We start from the raw sequence: 16,083 nt of genomic DNA, 5'->3' as shown, positions 1-16,083 counted from the left end.
TGGATCACCTTCCCCGATCCGTTTCTGAGCAACCGCCGCCGGACCCGCCGCCTCACCCATCCCCGCTTTCTGGAGCTGTACCGGCAGGTGCTTAAACCCGGCGGGCACATTCACCTCAAAACTGACTCCCCGGAGCTGTTCACTTTCACCCTTGAAACCATCGCCGAAGAAGGGCATGAGCTGCTCGAACGGATTGATGATGTGTATGCCCTGCCCGAAATTCCGGAGCTGCTCAAAATTCGTACCTACTACGAAAACATGCACCTGGAAGACGGCCGGACCATCCGCTACCTCCGCTTCCGGCTGAAATCAGAGCAGCAGCAGCCCGGCTGATAAACCCGGGTAAGGCTCTTTTAAAGGAGGGAGGTTTCAGATATCGGCCCGAAGACCTACGTGCACTTTGCCGTTTCCGAAGGTGTCGCCCCGACCCAGCGCGTAGCTGAACTGCATGGTGCCCAGCGGCGTACCTACAGCGAACCCAAAGCCCCAGCTGCGCAGCCATTCCCGCTGTGCAGCTGACTGACGCGCCGGTTCATCCCCCACAGCCGGCCTTCCTTCAAAAATGAGGACGGGTCGCTCGTACCAGCCGAGCGCGCCGAATACGAAGGCGTAGGAATCCTCATCGAGCAGATAGCGGTATTCGGCATCGCTCCAGAGCATGCGGGAGGCCTGAAACTGTTCTTCGCGGTAGCCGCGCAGGTTCCTGGCGCCGCCAAAGCGGTTCAGGTCGCTTTCGGTGTATTCGGGCGAAAGGCTCAGAAAACCATGCAGGGACGGGGCAACGACCTGCCGGCGAAACGGGCTGAGGTAGGCCTGCGCCCGAAAATGCACTTCCTGCTGATTCAGGCGGCTTCGCTCGGTAAAAAGCTCCCGGTTGGCATCGGTGAGGCGCTTCACGCCGGTTTCTGCAAGCAGGAAAAAGGTGGCACCGCGGGTCGGGTTCCGAAGCCGGTCGGTATCGCGGAATTCGATGCCGAAGCCGGTAAACAGGCTCGTAGCGTCGAGTACGCGCTGCTGCTGCACGGGCAGGGCGCCGCTTACGCTCACCTCCTGCCGCAGTCCGGCAATCAGATCGGTGGTGCTGCTGAGGCGGTAGCGGCCGCTGAGCTGCAGGTTGCGCACCTGATAGAGGGTGTCCTGCTGCTCAAAACGAAAGCGCGCGCCCGCCCCAAAAGGGGAACTGCCGATGAAGCGGGATTCATAGCCCATATCGAGGCGGGTAACGAACTGCTGCAGCCGCTCAAACTGAAGGTCGAGCCGGCTGCCGGGCAGGAACACATTCCGCAGCACGAGGTCGCCGGAACCCACAACGGTGCCGCCGCCGCCCGGATCGGGCACGTAGCCAAACAGCAGATCGATGGCGTTGGTGCGCCGCTCCTGAACGACAATTTCAAGGATGAAGCGTCCGGTGCCGGTTTCCTGCAGGATAAGCAGGTCTTCAACCGAGGAGAGCAGGCCGGTATTTTCGAGGCTGAGGCGGGCGTTGCGCAGGGCGGAGGCGTCAAGAATACTGCCTTCACGGATGCCGCTAACCCGCGCGAGAAAATCCGGATTGTTGCGGCTCACGCCCGAAAACCGCAACTCATCTGCCCTCACAAGCGGGCCGGGATCGGTGGCGAGATCGAGGCTGATAGCGCACTCGTGCAGCCTGAGTTCCGGCCTCACCTGCGCAAACAGATGGCCTTCGCGCTCCCAAAAACGCAAAACGGCCCCGATTTCCCGCTCGGCCAGGTCAGCCATGTACCTTCTGCCGGTGCGCAGAAAGCTTCCCGAAATTCCCTGCATTGCAGATTCAAATTCCCGGAGCTGCTCTTCGCTCCAGTCGCCGGGTGTGTTTGTTAGGGTGATGCGGGTGGAAGCCAGCGTGTGGGCGCAACCGCGGCTGCCGAGCAGGACCAGCGGTTCGCCGGGCTGTGCGGGAAGCCGTAGGGAGTCGATGGCAGCGGCGAGGTAGCCCTCCGCGCCGGCGAGGGTTGTGGCGTAGCGCACGGCCTGCTGCACGAGAGGGAGCCGGAACAGGGTTTCGGCATCGGGGATTGGGTGGGGCAGGGTAACCCGGCTGAGGCTGTCGGGTAGCGGGGTCCGGCGGCCGTCAAACTGCAGCTGAAGCGGATGGGGGCGAAGGGAGTCCGTTACGGCTGCTGCGGAGCCGGATGAAGCCGCAGCGGCCGGTACCGCAGCAAGGACCGCTGAAGGGGCGGGGGCGTTATCCATCCATCGATACCCCCCAAAAAACAGACCCAGCTGAAGCAACACCAGCACCCGGATGAATCGGGCCTTGCAGCTGTTTCGGGGTTTACTCAGCGGAGGTGGGGACATGGACCGGTCTGACGTTTAAACTGCTTTTGCACGGTAGGTATTGGGAAATTTGCGAAAAAAAGGATCAGCTACGATGAACATAATACAAAGAGCTGCCAACAGTTCGAAACGCTTGTTAAGGGCACTGCCTACGTTCGTTTTATCCAAAAATTTGGTTCACGTTTAAGATGCATAATCGACAGAATAACAAGCTCACTACCCCTCAACCTGTACACAACCCCAAATGGGAATCTGTTTAATAAGACCCGGCGTGCATAAGCATTCAGCAGCATTCCCGATTGCGGATACTGCATAATAAAGGCCACGGTTTCTTCGACTTCTTCCATGAACTTAATCCCCAGACCGGGGTCCATTTGTTCATAATAGGCCATGCTGTCCAAAAGCTCTTTTTGGGCTATGGAAAGAAACCTTGCCTGCATTTATGAAAATCGTTTTCGTGCACTTCGAAAGACTTCTTCAGCAGGGATTAAAGGATGATTACCTGCCTCCAATGCATCATTACGGTGTTCGATTTCTTCTAACCAGGTTTTTTCGGCGTCTTGTTTTTTCAGGCTTTCAAGGCTGTCAATGAGCCGGCTTGCTAACCGGGCTCGTTGTTTTTCGCCAAGCTTGAGTGCTGAAGATTCTATTTCTTTAAATGTGTTTGCCATAAGTTCTGATTAGTTAATTCACTGCAATTTATAAAAAGCAAAACATTATTGTTGCTCAGATTTACGCAGGAGTCAGCCGTGTAAGATACCGGCGGCTTGTGAGGGTTGGGGGGGCTTCACCCTATAATAAACAAAAAAAGGGAAGCTGTGTCGGAACACGGCTTCCCCTGAAAACGACGGATGCCCGCTTTATTCTGCTTCGAGCATTTGTTTTACAAAGCCGGGCAGGGCATAGGCTGCTGCGTGCACGTCTTTGTTGTAGTATTTGAGCGAATCTGCGAAGGGAGCGATGCGCGCATCAATATTTTCGAGCACTTCTGCTGAAAGCGGGTCGCGCTGCTTGCTTGCGATGGACATCGACCACATGCCGGTCGGGTACAGCGGGATCCAGGTGAGGAAGAGTTTCGCAATCGGGAACAGGCTGTCGATGGCGCGCTGCACGCTGCGGATGCTGTCGTGATAGTGCTCTACGAAGGGGCTTTCGGTCTGACTTACGAGCACGCCGTCGGCCTTGAGGCATACGTGGCATTTTTCGTAGAAATCGCGCTTGAAGAGGTCAACTGCCGGCCCAACCGGGTCGCTTCCGTCAATGATGATCACATCGTACACCTCTTTTGGGCCGTCCACAAAGGTGAGGCCGTTTTCGTATTTCACGTGCAGTTTCGGGTTATCGAAATCGCCTACGCCGGGCATGTGCAGCTTGCTTGCGCGCACAACGGCTTCGTCGATTTCGACCATATCAACGTGCTTTACGCCGGGGTGCTTGAGCACCTCGCGGGCCGTGCCGCCGTCGCCGCCGCCGATAATGAGCACGGTTTCGGGGTTCGGGTGCGTGAGCAGCGGCATGTGCGCCATCATTTCGTGATACACGAATTCGTCTTTTTCGCTGAGCATCACCATGCCGTCGATGGTCATGAGGTTGCCCCAGGTGTCGGTTTCGAACACCTCAACGGTTTGGTAAGGGGTTACTTCGTGGAAGAGCTGTTTCTTAACACCTACGGTGAGGCCGGTTTGTTCGTTGTAAAACTCGTTATACTGAATGGGCATGATATCGGGATAAAAATCGGGTTTATGGGGTTCCTGAGCAGGCAGGGAGGTTCGGGCTAAAAAAAAGCCGACCCGCCTTTTCAGACTGGGTCGGCCTGGTTTAGTACTTGAAATTCTTATTTGTACCAGAGTACGGCCGCAGCGAAAACAGCGCCGGCTTTTTCAACCTTGTGCTCGATGCCGAGCGTAAGGATTTCGCGGTACTTGCGGTTGCGGTAGGCGTAGCCGTCGACAACCATCTGGCGCACAATGGCTTCCACTTCGGAGAGGGGGGCTGTGTCTTCAAATTCCATGATGAGGCCGGGTTCGCCTTCGTTTTCGGGCAGGCCCACGCCGATCGCAGCGGAAATAATTTCACCGGGATTGGTGGAATTGATGGCTGCATAAGCGATGGGGATAAGGGAGCCTTTAGGCAGCACGATGTTATCCACAAGCTCGCAGTTTGGCGGAATGATGCTGCTCATGCGCACGAGGTTGGTATCGCCAACACCGGCATTAAGCAGGGCAAGGTCGAAAGCGTTAAGGGTAGTATTGCCTTCGGCAGCGCCCTTAACAAGTGAAAAAATATTCGGATTTTGAACCATCATAAGGCTGTAAAATAATCGGGTGGTCAGTTAGCCGAAACACCTGTGAATGCAGAGGGTGCTTCGCTTTAAGGAGGGATGAATTAGTTAACGGAACTGTATTTGTCGCTGTCTTTGGGTTTGAAAAGCAGCTCTTCGCCTTCTTCAACCTTAAACAAACCGCGTTTCATCTCCATGCTGGAAACGTTTTTGGATTCGAAGCGCTCTTTGATGTGCTCCTGAATAATCCAGGGATCAATGGTTTCGCCGCAGGTAAAAATATCAACAGCAGCGTACCCGTATTCCGGCCAGGTATGGATTGCAACATGCGATTCTGCAATTACTACGGTACCACTTACCCCGTGCGGACTAAACTTGTGAAAATTGTGAGAAATGATACTGGCCTGCGAGCGGCGGGTAGCTTCGAGTAAAATGGACTCAATCTGAGACACGTCGTTTATAATTTCGCTGTTGCAGTCGTAGTACTCGACCAGTATCTGGCGTCCTAATGCTTGCATGTGCATGGTTTATCCTCTCTTCATTTTGGTTGTTGGCAAATTACAGCCTTGCGTATTAGCAGGTCCTGTATAAACAGAAAAAGCAACCGTTTTGACACCCTTAGCCTTAACCGAACCGGTTCTGCTACATGCTGGTGAAAAAAGGTCGCTACCCGTGTTGCGCATTGCGGTCGTTTCTGAAACAACCTCCCCAAACTGAGGAATGGGGTACATAAGATAAAGCGTGGCCTGCGCGGGGGCCTGAGAAACAAAGTTGGTCAATTTACCTTGGTTTCCTTGTATTGAGTGTTTTTGATGGTATCAGTTATGAAGTATCTTCCATAAAAAGTTTTTTGGTTTTGATACCCGACGGGTATCATTCTGCGCTTCAGGAATGCTATCTTTGTGAGATGCCAAAGTCCTTTCGATACAGAATATTAAAAATACAAACTTTTCTATCCAATTTGAATGCAAGCCTATAAATTTTTTTCGCTCGAGGCTGATTCGGCTGTAACGCATTATCAGAATCTCGTGCTTCCGCGCCGTATTGAAGAGAAAATGCTGCGTTTATTGCGGCAAAACAGGATTTCCAAGTGGTTCTCAGGTATGGGTCAGGAAGCGATTCCCGTAGGGGTAGCGACCGCGCTAAGCACTGAGGATGTAATCATGAGCATGCACCGGAATCTGGGTGTGTTCACAACCCGTAAAGTGCCCCTCTACAATTTGTTTTGTCAGCTTTTGGGCCGGAAAGACGGCTTCACGAACGGGCGGGACCGCTCGTTTCATTTCGGGCTGCCGGAGTACAATATCTGCGGCATGATCAGCCATCTTGCAGCCATGCTGCCCGTAGCCGACGGCTTCGCGCTTGCTGCCAAGCTGAAGCAGGAGCAGCGGGTTGCCCTCGCATTTTGCGGAGAAGGCTCCACAAGTGAAGGCGATTTCCACGAAGCCCTCAACCTCGCCGCTGTGTGGGATCTGCCCGTTATCTTCCTGATTGAAAACAATGGCTATGCGCTCTCAACGCCTACCCGCGAGCAGTACCGCTGCTCCAAAATTTCAGACCGTGCCGCAGGCTACGGCATGGAAAGCCGGGTGATTGACGGCAACAGCCTGCCGGAAGTTATCGAAGCCGTCGCTCAGGCACGCGCTTACGCGATCGCGGAGCAAAAACCGATTCTGATTGAAGCCATGACTTTCCGCATGCGCGGTCATGAGGAAGCTTCCGGTACAGCCTACGTTCCGAAAGCGCTGATGGAAGAATGGGCGGCAAAAGATCCCATCCTGCAGTTTGAAAACCTGCTCAGAGAACAGGGGCTTATGAATGATGACGATTTTGAGCGCCTGAAGGCCGAAGCCGATGCTCTGTTTCTCGACGAGCTAAACCGCGCCCTCGATGCCCCCGAGCCTGAATTTGATGAGGATACCGAAACCTCCTCCGTTTTTTCGGTGTCGGAGCCGGTGCTGCCGTCGAACGGACAGCAGCAGGATGGCGAAAAGCGCGAAATTCGCTTTATTGATGCGGTGAAAGACAGCCTCGAGTACGTGCTCACCCACGATGAAAGCACCCTGATTATGGGTCAGGACATCGCCGAGTACGGCGGTGCGTTTAAAGTGACGCAGGGTTTCCTGGAGAAATTCGGCCGCGACCGCATCCGAAATACGCCCATTATTGAGTCCGGCATCGTTGGCGCTGCCATCGGCCTCACTCTCAGCGGCTTCAAACCCATCGTGGAAATGCAGTTCAGTGATTTCATCACCTGCGCCTTCAATCAGATTGTGAACAATGTCGGCAAGTCGCACTACCGCTGGACGCCCCCGCTCAACATCACCATCCGCATGCCGCACGGCGCGGGCGTGAGCGCGGGCCCGTTTCACTCGCAGAGTCCGGAGCCCTGGTTCATGCAGCATCCCGGCCTCAAAATTGTGGTGCCTTCATCCGTTGAGGATGCCCACAACCTGCTCTACAGCGCCGTAATGGACCCCAACCCGGTGCTCTTTTTCGAGCACAAAGTCCTCTACCGCAGCCTCAAAGGCGAAGTCAGTGCCGTACCGAAATACGAGCAGCTGGGCAAAGCAAAGGTGGTGCGGCAGGGTACCGATTTCACTATCGTGACCTACGGCATGGGCGTGCACTGGGCGCTTGAGCGGGCTGCGAAGCTTTCGAAGGAAGAAGGCATCGAGGCCGAAATCGTAGATTTGCGCACCCTTGTGCCGCTTGATATCGAAACCGTGAAGGCGAGCGTAGCCAAAACAAGCCGCGTGCTGCTGCTCGAAGAAGCGACCGCGGTGCTTGGCCCCATGGCGGAGGTCGCGGCTCAGCTCAGCGAGCACTGCTTCGAATTCCTCGACGCCCCCCTCATCCGCTGCTCCTCGCTGAACACCCCCGTACCCCTCAACCGCAACCTCGAGCAGGGCTACCTGCCCACCAAACGCCTCGATGCAAAAATCCGGCAGCTGCTGGATTTTTGATTCCCAAAAATTATCGCTTCAGCCTGCTACCGGCCTCACGGGCATATCCGCTCTTTGTTTTTTTTTGGGTAGAACTCCGTGCACATCAAGGTCTTTCGTGCCGGCCGCTGATATCCCAAATCGGCGCAATGCCCCGTGCTTTTTTTGCTGAAACTACAATGGCAGCACGGTAATTTGGCACAAAAACTCCGGTTTGGTACTTCCTGACGGCGTGCAGCTTTGCTGGTGCTGATCGGGATCGGGAATGCAGCAGAAGCAAGGTGTAAAGAGCTGATCCGGCCCTAAGCGCAAATCCGGGCTTTTTGTTTGGGCTGGCTTGGGTGCGCCGGACAAAAAAGCAAGGCGTTCTCCGCCGATTTGGGGTGTCAAAATTTGGCACGAAAGACCGTGATGTGCACGGAGTTCCCCCAAAAAAATCCGCGAACGTACGGCCTGCCGGGTGGCTGTTTTTTTGAAGGTGTGAACTCCCTCTTAGCCGCCTGGCCCGAATAGCCGCTGATTGACCTGATGCAGCTGACCCACAAAGTGGAGTTTCGTGTTTTTGAAGGCGGGTAGCGCGTCTGAGGACGTGCCAGGGGCGAAGATGGTCTTGAAGCCCGATTTCGCCGCCTCCCTGATGCGCGTTTCGAGCCCGCTCACCTGCCGGATTTCCGCACCCAGACCCACTTCACCGATGAGGAGCGTTTTTTCGGGCACGGGCCGGTCGAGGTAGCTCGAAACCAGGGCCGAAACCAGCGCGAGGTCGGAGGCGGTATCCTGCAGCCGGATACCGCCGGCCACGTTCAGGAACACATCTTTGTCGCCAAAGCGGTAGCCCAGCCGTTTTTCGAGCACGGCCAGCAGCAGCTGCAGCCTGCGCTGATCGTAACCCGAGGCGGTGCGCTGCGGCGTGCCGTAAGAGGCCGGCGTTACCAGCGCCTGCACCTCAAGGATAATGGCCCGGTTCCCCTCCAGAATGCAGGCGGCCGCATTCCCGCTGATGCCCTCGGTAAAGCCCGAGAGGAAAAGCTCCGAAGGGTTGGCCACATCCCGCAGGCCGCTTTCGCGCATCTCGAAAACGCCGACTTCCTGCGTGCGCCCGAAGCGGTTTTTGAGGGTCCGCAGCAGGCGGTAGTTCAGCTGCTTGTCGCCTTCAAACTGCAGCACCACATCTACCATGTGCTCCAAAACCCGCGGACCGGCGAGGTCGCCTTCTTTGGTAACGTGCCCGATCACGATGGTGGTAAGGCCGGTGAGCTTGGCGAGGCGCATCAGCAGGCCGGCGCATTCGCGCACCTGCGCCACGCTGCCGGGCATGCTCGAAATTTCGGGCCGGAAGGCCGTTTGTATAGAATCAACAATCAGGATATCCGGCTTGAGCAGCTCGGCCTGCTGCTGAATCAGGGTAATGTCGGTTTCGGTGTAGAGGTGCAGTTTGGGCGCGTGCAGCTTCATGCGCGTTGCCCGCTGACGAATTTGCCCGGCGGATTCCTCGCCCGAGCAGTACAGGATGCTGAGATCGGGCCGTTTGCCGGCGAGCTGCAGCGCGAGGGTCGATTTCCCGACCCCGGGATCGCCCCCGATAAGGATGAACGAGCCGTTAACGAGTCCGCCGCCAAGTACGCGGTCGAACTCGGCCATGCCGGTAGTGGTGCGGCCGGCTTCCTCGGTATCGATTTCGTTGAGCAGCCGGGCTTTGGTGCTGCCCTCGGGTTGCACAGCGGGCATCAGCCGGGCGCGGTGGTTTTTCGAGGCCGCAGTTTCGGCGGGCTTGATGACTTCCTCAAACGAATTCCAGCTTTTGCAGGTCGGGCAGTTGCCCAGCCAGCGGCTCGTTGTGTAGCCGCAATCCCGGCATTCGTACGATGTTTTGGCTTTGGCCATAATAAAATAGGTGAGCATTACATTAGAGGCGGCAATATAACAGCTTGGCTCTCAGGCTTACAACCCGAAACGACCGGCTGAGCAAAGCTGCTATCAGCCATAATAAAGCAGGAATCGGGGCATCAAAATGCGGAAAATCCCTCAGTACTTCCTATTTTTGCCCGTCCGGAAAAAAAATATGCACCTGTGCACTGAAGTAAAGTAAGCCCATCTATTCATTCCAAAAGCCTCAGCTACACTCTGAAGATATTCATGAGCGCGTTTTCCAGCTATTGTAAGCAAATTGTTGAAACCAACTGGTTCGGGAATTTCATACTCGGGGTGATTTTGTTTGCCGGGGTACTCGTGGGCATTCAGACCTACAAAGAGTTCGCCAAACAATACTACACGCTTATATTTTGGCTCGATCAGCTGGTGCTGTTCATCTTCCTGATTGAGATTATAATGAAGATGGCTGCCGAGGGCAACCGTCCGCTGCGGTATTTTAAAGATCCGTGGAATGTGTTCGATTTCAGCATTGTGTTTGTGTGCTATGCCGCGATGCTCGTGCCGGATGTGGAAGGGTTCATGGTAGCGGTGCTGCGGCTTGCGCGTGTGCTGCGGGTTTTCAGGGTAGTGAGAACCATCCCCAAGCTACAGCTGCTGGTAAACGCCCTGCTAAAATCAATTCCTTCGATCGGGTATGTGGGTATTTTACTGCTGGTCATATTTTACATTTACGCCACTATGGGGGTGTTTCTGTTCAGCGTGAATGACCCTGTGCATTTCGGCAACCTGCAGCTCAGCCTGCTCAGCCTTTTTCGTATCGTGACCCTTGAAGACTGGACCGACATCATGTACATCAACATTTACGGCTGCGATCACAGCATTTGGGGCTATTCGGCGGAGGAAGGCTGTATCTCACCCATCGCACATGGCATCTGGGCAACGTTCTATTTTGTTTCGTTCGTGATCATCGGTACCATGGTCGTGCTCAATCTGTTTATCGGCGTAATCATGAACAGTATGGAGGAAGCCAAATCTGATGCTTCTGACGAAGCCTTTGCCCTGCGGGACCGCAGCAAAGAGCCAACTGAAATTGACGAGCTTGAAAACCTCTCAAACGATCTCGAGATCCTTCGTAAAAGAATTCAGTTTCTGGCGCAAAAGAAAAAGGCGATCAAAAAATAAGCGGCAGAACTTCCGGCTGCATTGGTGTGGGATGAACTGAAAAAGCGGGTACAAAGCAGTTGTGCCAAGTTGTAAAATGGATGTCGTTTCCATGTTTGTTATACAGGCCGTCGGTGCCCAAAATGCGCATTATAAAGTCTGACCGGCTAAACATAAAGTTTACATTTCGTATATACTTTCGTAGATTGTGAAAAAATGATTATGATCCCAAATACCACGGCTTAACCTTCACTGTACGAATAAAAAACGAGGTTTAAATATCATGAAAACCCTTACTATTCTATTAGTATCACTATTCTTCATGCAGCTGCACTTTACGGATGAAGCTGCAGCCCAAACGGAAAGACAAGCGGTCAGAAATTCAGCTGATCCGCAAGAAGCTGTTCAGCAAAGACTTGAAAACCGCATGAAAATGCGGGAGCTTCGTGTAATGCGGCATATAGAGCGCTTTCAGAATGCTTCAGCAAGTCCGCAAGCCGGACTCATGTCTGAAGAGCCCCTGCTTGAAAGTGCTACGTTCCAGCTTAACTTAAGCGATGAACCGGGTGAGCCCGATTGGTTCGATTTTCAGCGGACCCTTTTCAGCTGGGAACAAAACCGTATTTCTGAACAGCTTTTTCAGAGTAACTTTTTTACTGGTGTTTGGCTTAACGGTTTTAAAGTGAACTACACCTACTCCGGTAATCAGCTTACGGGCACGGTCAGCTCATTTTGGAATGATGAATCAGGCTGGATTCCCGAAAGTTCTGAAGTTTTTATTTACGAGCTTATCAATGGTGTACCCTACATTCACGAAGTACTGGTTTCTGAAGAAGGTGAGGAAATCTTTCGTATTGTTATCACGTACGACGGCACAGACATTACGCAATTTGATGAATTTGAATCAGATGGTAATGGCGGCTGGTCGCTTGCAGGCCAATCGATTTTTGAGTACGACGGAACTGACCTCACCGAGACCTACAGCTCAAACTTTTTTGGGGGCGGAGAATTAGAGCCTGATTACCGCACCATCTACCTCGAGACCTCGCCGGCTGAGTTCTATGAACTTATAACGGGTACACTTGATATGCTTAATATTGGCAGCGAAACGGTGATGTACCTTCAGTTGAACATGCCAAGTATGATCGATCTCTTCTGGGATGGTGAAGAATGGGCTGAAGAAAGCCGCATGATTCGCATTTTCGCGAATCAGCCAACACCGGATTACTTCTCTGCGATTATTTACACCTACTCCTTTTTCTTTGATGGCTGGCAGCCGGATGAGAGGTTCTTTATGGGATTTGATGAACAGGATCAGATTCTTTTCGGAACCTCATCTTTCTATGATTTCTTTGAAGAGCAGTGGGTAGTTAGCGAGAGAGAATTATTTGTTTATGACGACACCGGGTTCTTACCGGTGGTAATCATCATCAGCGAATATGATGAATGGGATGACGAATACTACGATATGGCACGTTTGGTACTCACCTGGGATGTGACCAACGTGAGCATCGGTGAAGGTTCAGAACAGCTACCGGCCCGTATTGTACTCGGAAATGCTTATCCAAACCCGTTCAATCCTTCAACCAATATACCTTTTGAGATTAGAGACAGCGGTATGGTTAATCTGCAGGTTTATGATATCCTCGGCCGCAGGGTTGCTACCCTTATAAATGACACGCTTAGTGCCGGTTTACACACCGTAAATTTTGACGCTTCTATGCTGTCAAGCGGAATTTATATCATTCGGCTTCAGGCAGGTAATGAAATACTGACAAAACAGATTACGCTGTTGAAATAGCGTTTATTCTGTACGTACTTTAAGGTAGATTTATTGATAATTGGTCAGACAGATATATTGTACCTGTCTGACCTTTTTTTGTATAACCGTACAAATACCCATATTTCAAAAAAAATATACGTAAAAGCACTTTGATGGGGAGTGCCAAAATGAAATATGGCGTCGCTTATTATTTTTGTTTGTACTTGTGCATTCATTAGCTACTTTCTGTATGGAAACAGAAAGTTATTTATTTCCCGTCTCGAACAAGCAGCATCCGCCTAAGCAGACATAACAGCAGCTCATGATTTTTAAATACAACGGAACCTTAAGCTTCTTCCAAATTTGCCTGAAGCCGCTTTTCTTCCTTTTTATTGTACTATTGTACTTTTCGTACAGCAAAGTTTATGCCTTTGGTAACAGTGCCGGCAACCTCTTTGGGCAGGGTTCTCCGTACTTTCTCACTGAAAGCTGGGGTGTAATCGACGGTCTGCCTGTTGATTCAGTCGTAGATCTAACGCAATGTGACAGAGGATTTATCTGGTTAACCACCTATGAAGGGATTGTGCGCTTCGACGGCTTTGAGTTTCGCGTTTACAACACAACCACGAACCCCGAACTTACTACCAATCGGTTTACCTGGATTGAACGGGATGAAAATGACCCGTCCCTAATCTGGATTGTTCCGGAATACGGTGGTCTGGTTTTGCTTGAAAACGGAACGTTCAGGTATTTCGATGATTCTAACGGTTTTACGGACGCTATATCAGTAAGACCTGTTTACTGGAACGAGACTACTGTTTTTGGAACATATAGCGGGGTATTTGTCTATAACCATACCGAGGGTAAAATGGAGCAGTTTTCTATTGAAAACAGTGATTCACTCAGCTCCTATATCACCTGGGCCGTTGTTGGAGGAAACGGGAAACTGTATCTCACCACATTAAAAGAGATTATAGTTCTGGATCCGGAATTCAAGGTTGAAATTTTGAATTTTGAAAACTACCATCCTGACAGGCTTCATCTGCGTACTTTTGATGATGGTATGTTCATTTTTGTTTCAAACAAGCTTTATGTTTCAACTGATAATGAACTTGTCAGACTGGATTTTGATCTTCGTCATAAAACCTCTAACGGTATTGGAAAGGTTGTGTCAGAAAACAGGCTTTATTTTAGTTCAGAAACAGGTATGTCTGTGTTCGATATTAATAATAATTTTCGTGAAACCTATGTAGATATAAATCATTTAGAAATAGGCTTGCTATCTTCTGTGGTTCTGGATTTTGATAGTTATAATTACTTAATTACGCGAAAAGGCTATACTATTAGTTTTAAAAATGATGAAGAAATAATACCTGAAATATCTTCTCAAAGCATTCAGAGCGGTATTTCCAGATATTTGCTGGACCGTGACGGGAATATCTGGTTTTCAACATTTTTAGGAGGTCTTGTAAGGCTTACAAGGCCGGTTGCATCCTCTCTCCGCACGGATACTGCTGCAACTGATGACAGATTAATCGGGATATATGAGGATAATGAGGGCAACTTCTGGATATCTACACGCAGGTCGAAAGTTTATCGGGTCAGTGAAAGCGGGATTTCGGAAGAAATACAAATTTTCAGTGACCTAATATCGGGTTTTGAGATTTACGCTTTTGCTACCGGAGCTGATGGCGCCTTCTATGCAGGTTTAAACAGATGGGGAATAGGCAGGCTTGGCCCTGACGGTTTTTTTGAGCTGCTTGATCTTGGTTTTCCTGTAGAGACACTTGAAATAAGGGCGCTTCATATCACCGATGATGGAATACTTTGGGTTGGTTTATTTGACGGTTTAGTAAAATTAAAAAATGGTGTGTCTGTAAACTTTCCCTGTGAGGAAGAGCTCCATCATGTATTTGTACAGCAGATTATACCGGTTGAAAGCGGTGGTATTTGGCTTACAAGCCTGAGGAGAGGGGTGTTTTATATTAATACGAAAACAGGAAGTTGCCGTAACTATACCGTTGCCGACGGGCTTGGGAACAATAGCGTAAGAGGGGTTTACCCCGATCGCTATGATGCCGGTACCGTTTGGTTTGCTACGGAAGGCGGCGGACTGAGCCGCCTGCGTGATGGTGAATTCAGAACCATCAGCAGTGCGAACGGCTTGCACAGAGATCTGCTTCACAATGTAATTGAAGATTATAACGGCCGTCTTTGGATGAGTACAAATCAGGGTATCTTTTTTGTAAACAAAGCAGAAGTGAACCGGTTTATGGATGGCGAGATGATCCGCATCAGACCAACAGTATTTACAGAAAGGGAAGGCCTGGCAAATGCAGAAGGTAACGGCGGTTTTCAAAACAGCTTTGTTCTTCGGGAAAACGGTGATTTGTTTTTCTCCACGCAAACGGGCCTTGCCTTTTTCCGGACATCTCAGATTCAGGAAAACGTGCGTCAGCCGGTCCCCGTTATTGATTCATTTTTAACTTCAACCGGGGTTTATGAGCTTCCGGATAAAATAGTGCTGCAGCCCGGTGAAAATGATTTTACCATCACCTATACCGGAATTAATTTTGACGCTCCGCGCGCCACGCAGTTCTGGTACAAACTCGACGGCTACGACGAATTCTGGAACCTCGCCGGTACCAGAAGGGCTGTTTCCTATACCAACCTGCCGCCAAGAAGCTACACCTTCAGGCTTTCAACCACCGACCCAACCGATCCGGCAGCTGATCCTGCAGCCTTTGCGCAGCTTGTAATCATAAAAGAGCCGCACTTTTTTCAAACCTGGTGGTTTCGGGTTTTGTCTTTAATTTTCGGTGTTGTGCTGCTTATTAACTTTTACCGGTACCGCATCCGGGCGTTTGAGCGGCAGGAGCGCCTGCTGATGGATAAAGTTGACGAGCGAACCCGCGAGCTGCAGGCTGAGAAAGAGGCCGCCTTGCTGCAGCAGCAGTTTATTGAAATTCAGGCGGCTGACCTCAGGAAACTTAACCAGGAAAAAGACCGGTTTTTTTCCATCATTGCGCATGATTTACGTGGCCCCTTTTCGGGAATCAGAGGCCTGATCGACTTACTGCTGGAACATCGTGATGAGCTTGATGAAGAAAAATTCGAGGAAGTACTCAGCCTGCTTAAGGGTTCGGCTGATAATCACAGTGAGCTTCTTGAAAACCTGCTCGGCTGGGCCCGCATTCAGCTCAAACATATTAAGCCCGTGCTCAAAACCGCAGATGCTTCAGATAAAATGAATCAGGCAGCCCGTGCATGGGAGCTCCCCGCAAAAAACAAAAACATCACCCTTGTTTTCAGGCTTGAATCGTTTAAATTGCTCACAGATCAGAATATGCTGGATGCCATTCTCAGAAATCTGATTCACAATGCCATTAAGTTTTCATGGCCTCAGTCTGAAATTATTCTGAGATGCTACACGGCTGATAATCAGGGAATATTTGAAATTCAGGATTTCGGAACCGGTATGAGTGTGAAACAGCTGGAAAATTTGTTCACCCTCAATAAGGAAGTTTCCCACAAAGGAACGCAGAATGAAGCTGGTTCCGGCCTCGGTCTCGTTCTGATCAGTGAGATGGTCAAGGTTTTAAACGGCAGGATTGAAGCACAAAGTGAAAAAGGGAAGGGCACCCTCATGCGCGTCAGCTTTCCGTTAGGCGCGCCTCAGGATGCGGCCTGATTACCCTTTATTGTGTTGCGTCCTTACACTCCCGGATTCTGCAGTTGGCGTAAAGGGTGATGGCTGCTCAGCC

Annotated in this window: 11 protein-coding genes and 1 pseudogene; 5 read left to right on the top strand and 7 right to left on the bottom strand. The window is 51.3% G+C overall.

Annotated elements, in window-relative coordinates; all coding sequences use genetic code 11:
- Positions 1-333: pseudogene (locus LAT75_RS11815) on the top strand (tRNA (guanosine(46)-N7)-methyltransferase TrmB); the annotation flags it as partial.
- Positions 334-369: 36 nt separating this feature from the next.
- Here the strand turns inward: LAT75_RS11815 and LAT75_RS11810 are convergent.
- The 6 genes from LAT75_RS11810 to speD all read right to left on the bottom strand — a co-directional run bounded on the left by LAT75_RS11810 (position 370) and on the right by speD (position 5,097).
- On the bottom strand, positions 370-2,319 hold the full coding sequence (locus LAT75_RS11810) for a hypothetical protein (RefSeq protein WP_291482872.1): 1,950 nt from the start codon (positions 2,317-2,319) through the stop codon (positions 370-372).
- 128 nt (positions 2,320-2,447) lie between these two features.
- A complete protein-coding gene (locus tag LAT75_RS11805; RefSeq protein ID WP_291482871.1) occupies positions 2,448-2,738 on the bottom strand; it encodes a type II toxin-antitoxin system RelE/ParE family toxin in 291 nt (96 codons plus the stop codon).
- On the bottom strand, positions 2,739-2,969 hold the full coding sequence (locus LAT75_RS11800; RefSeq protein WP_291482870.1) for an addiction module protein: 231 nt from the start codon (positions 2,967-2,969) through the stop codon (positions 2,739-2,741). It abuts the gene before it with no gap.
- A gap of 189 nt (positions 2,970-3,158) precedes the next feature.
- Entirely contained in the window at positions 3,159-4,016 is an 858-nt protein-coding gene (gene speE, locus LAT75_RS11795) for a polyamine aminopropyltransferase (protein WP_291482869.1), read from the bottom strand.
- A gap of 116 nt (positions 4,017-4,132) precedes the next feature.
- Positions 4,133-4,603, bottom strand: a complete 471-nt coding sequence (locus tag LAT75_RS11790) for an arginine decarboxylase, pyruvoyl-dependent (RefSeq protein WP_291482868.1) — start codon at positions 4,601-4,603, stop codon at positions 4,133-4,135.
- 80 nt (positions 4,604-4,683) lie between these two features.
- On the bottom strand, positions 4,684-5,097 hold the full coding sequence (speD, locus tag LAT75_RS11785; RefSeq protein WP_291482867.1) for an adenosylmethionine decarboxylase: 414 nt from the start codon (positions 5,095-5,097) through the stop codon (positions 4,684-4,686).
- A gap of 447 nt (positions 5,098-5,544) precedes the next feature.
- Here speD and LAT75_RS11780 point away from each other — a divergent pair, with 447 nt between their 5' ends.
- On the top strand, positions 5,545-7,545 hold the full coding sequence (locus LAT75_RS11780) for a dehydrogenase E1 component subunit alpha/beta (protein WP_291482866.1): 2,001 nt from the start codon (positions 5,545-5,547) through the stop codon (positions 7,543-7,545).
- A 471-nt stretch (positions 7,546-8,016) separates the two neighbouring features.
- Here the strand turns inward: LAT75_RS11780 and radA are convergent, their stop codons facing one another.
- A complete protein-coding gene (radA, locus tag LAT75_RS11775) occupies positions 8,017-9,426 on the bottom strand; it encodes a DNA repair protein RadA (RefSeq protein WP_291482865.1) in 1,410 nt (469 codons plus the stop codon).
- 234 nt (positions 9,427-9,660) lie between these two features.
- Here radA and LAT75_RS11770 point away from each other — a divergent pair, with 234 nt between their 5' ends.
- The 3 genes from LAT75_RS11770 (at position 9,661) to LAT75_RS11760 (ending at position 16,010) form a co-directional block, all read left to right on the top strand.
- Complete coding sequence (locus LAT75_RS11770) at positions 9,661-10,578, top strand: ion transporter (protein ID WP_291482864.1); 918 nt, start codon at positions 9,661-9,663, stop codon at positions 10,576-10,578.
- 262 nt (positions 10,579-10,840) lie between these two features.
- Positions 10,841-12,358, top strand: a complete 1,518-nt coding sequence (locus tag LAT75_RS11765; protein WP_291482863.1) for a T9SS type A sorting domain-containing protein — start codon at positions 10,841-10,843, stop codon at positions 12,356-12,358.
- A gap of 283 nt (positions 12,359-12,641) precedes the next feature.
- Entirely contained in the window at positions 12,642-16,010 is a 3,369-nt protein-coding gene (locus LAT75_RS11760; protein WP_291482862.1) for an ATP-binding protein, read from the top strand.
- Positions 16,011-16,083 lie beyond the last annotated feature (73 nt).

It is taken from the genome of Cyclonatronum sp., assembly GCF_022565315.1.
Lineage (GTDB): Bacteria > Bacteroidota > Rhodothermia > Balneolales > Cyclonatronaceae > Cyclonatronum.
Note: the sequence above shows the minus strand (reverse complement) of the source record. Positions and strands in the feature narration are given on the sequence as shown.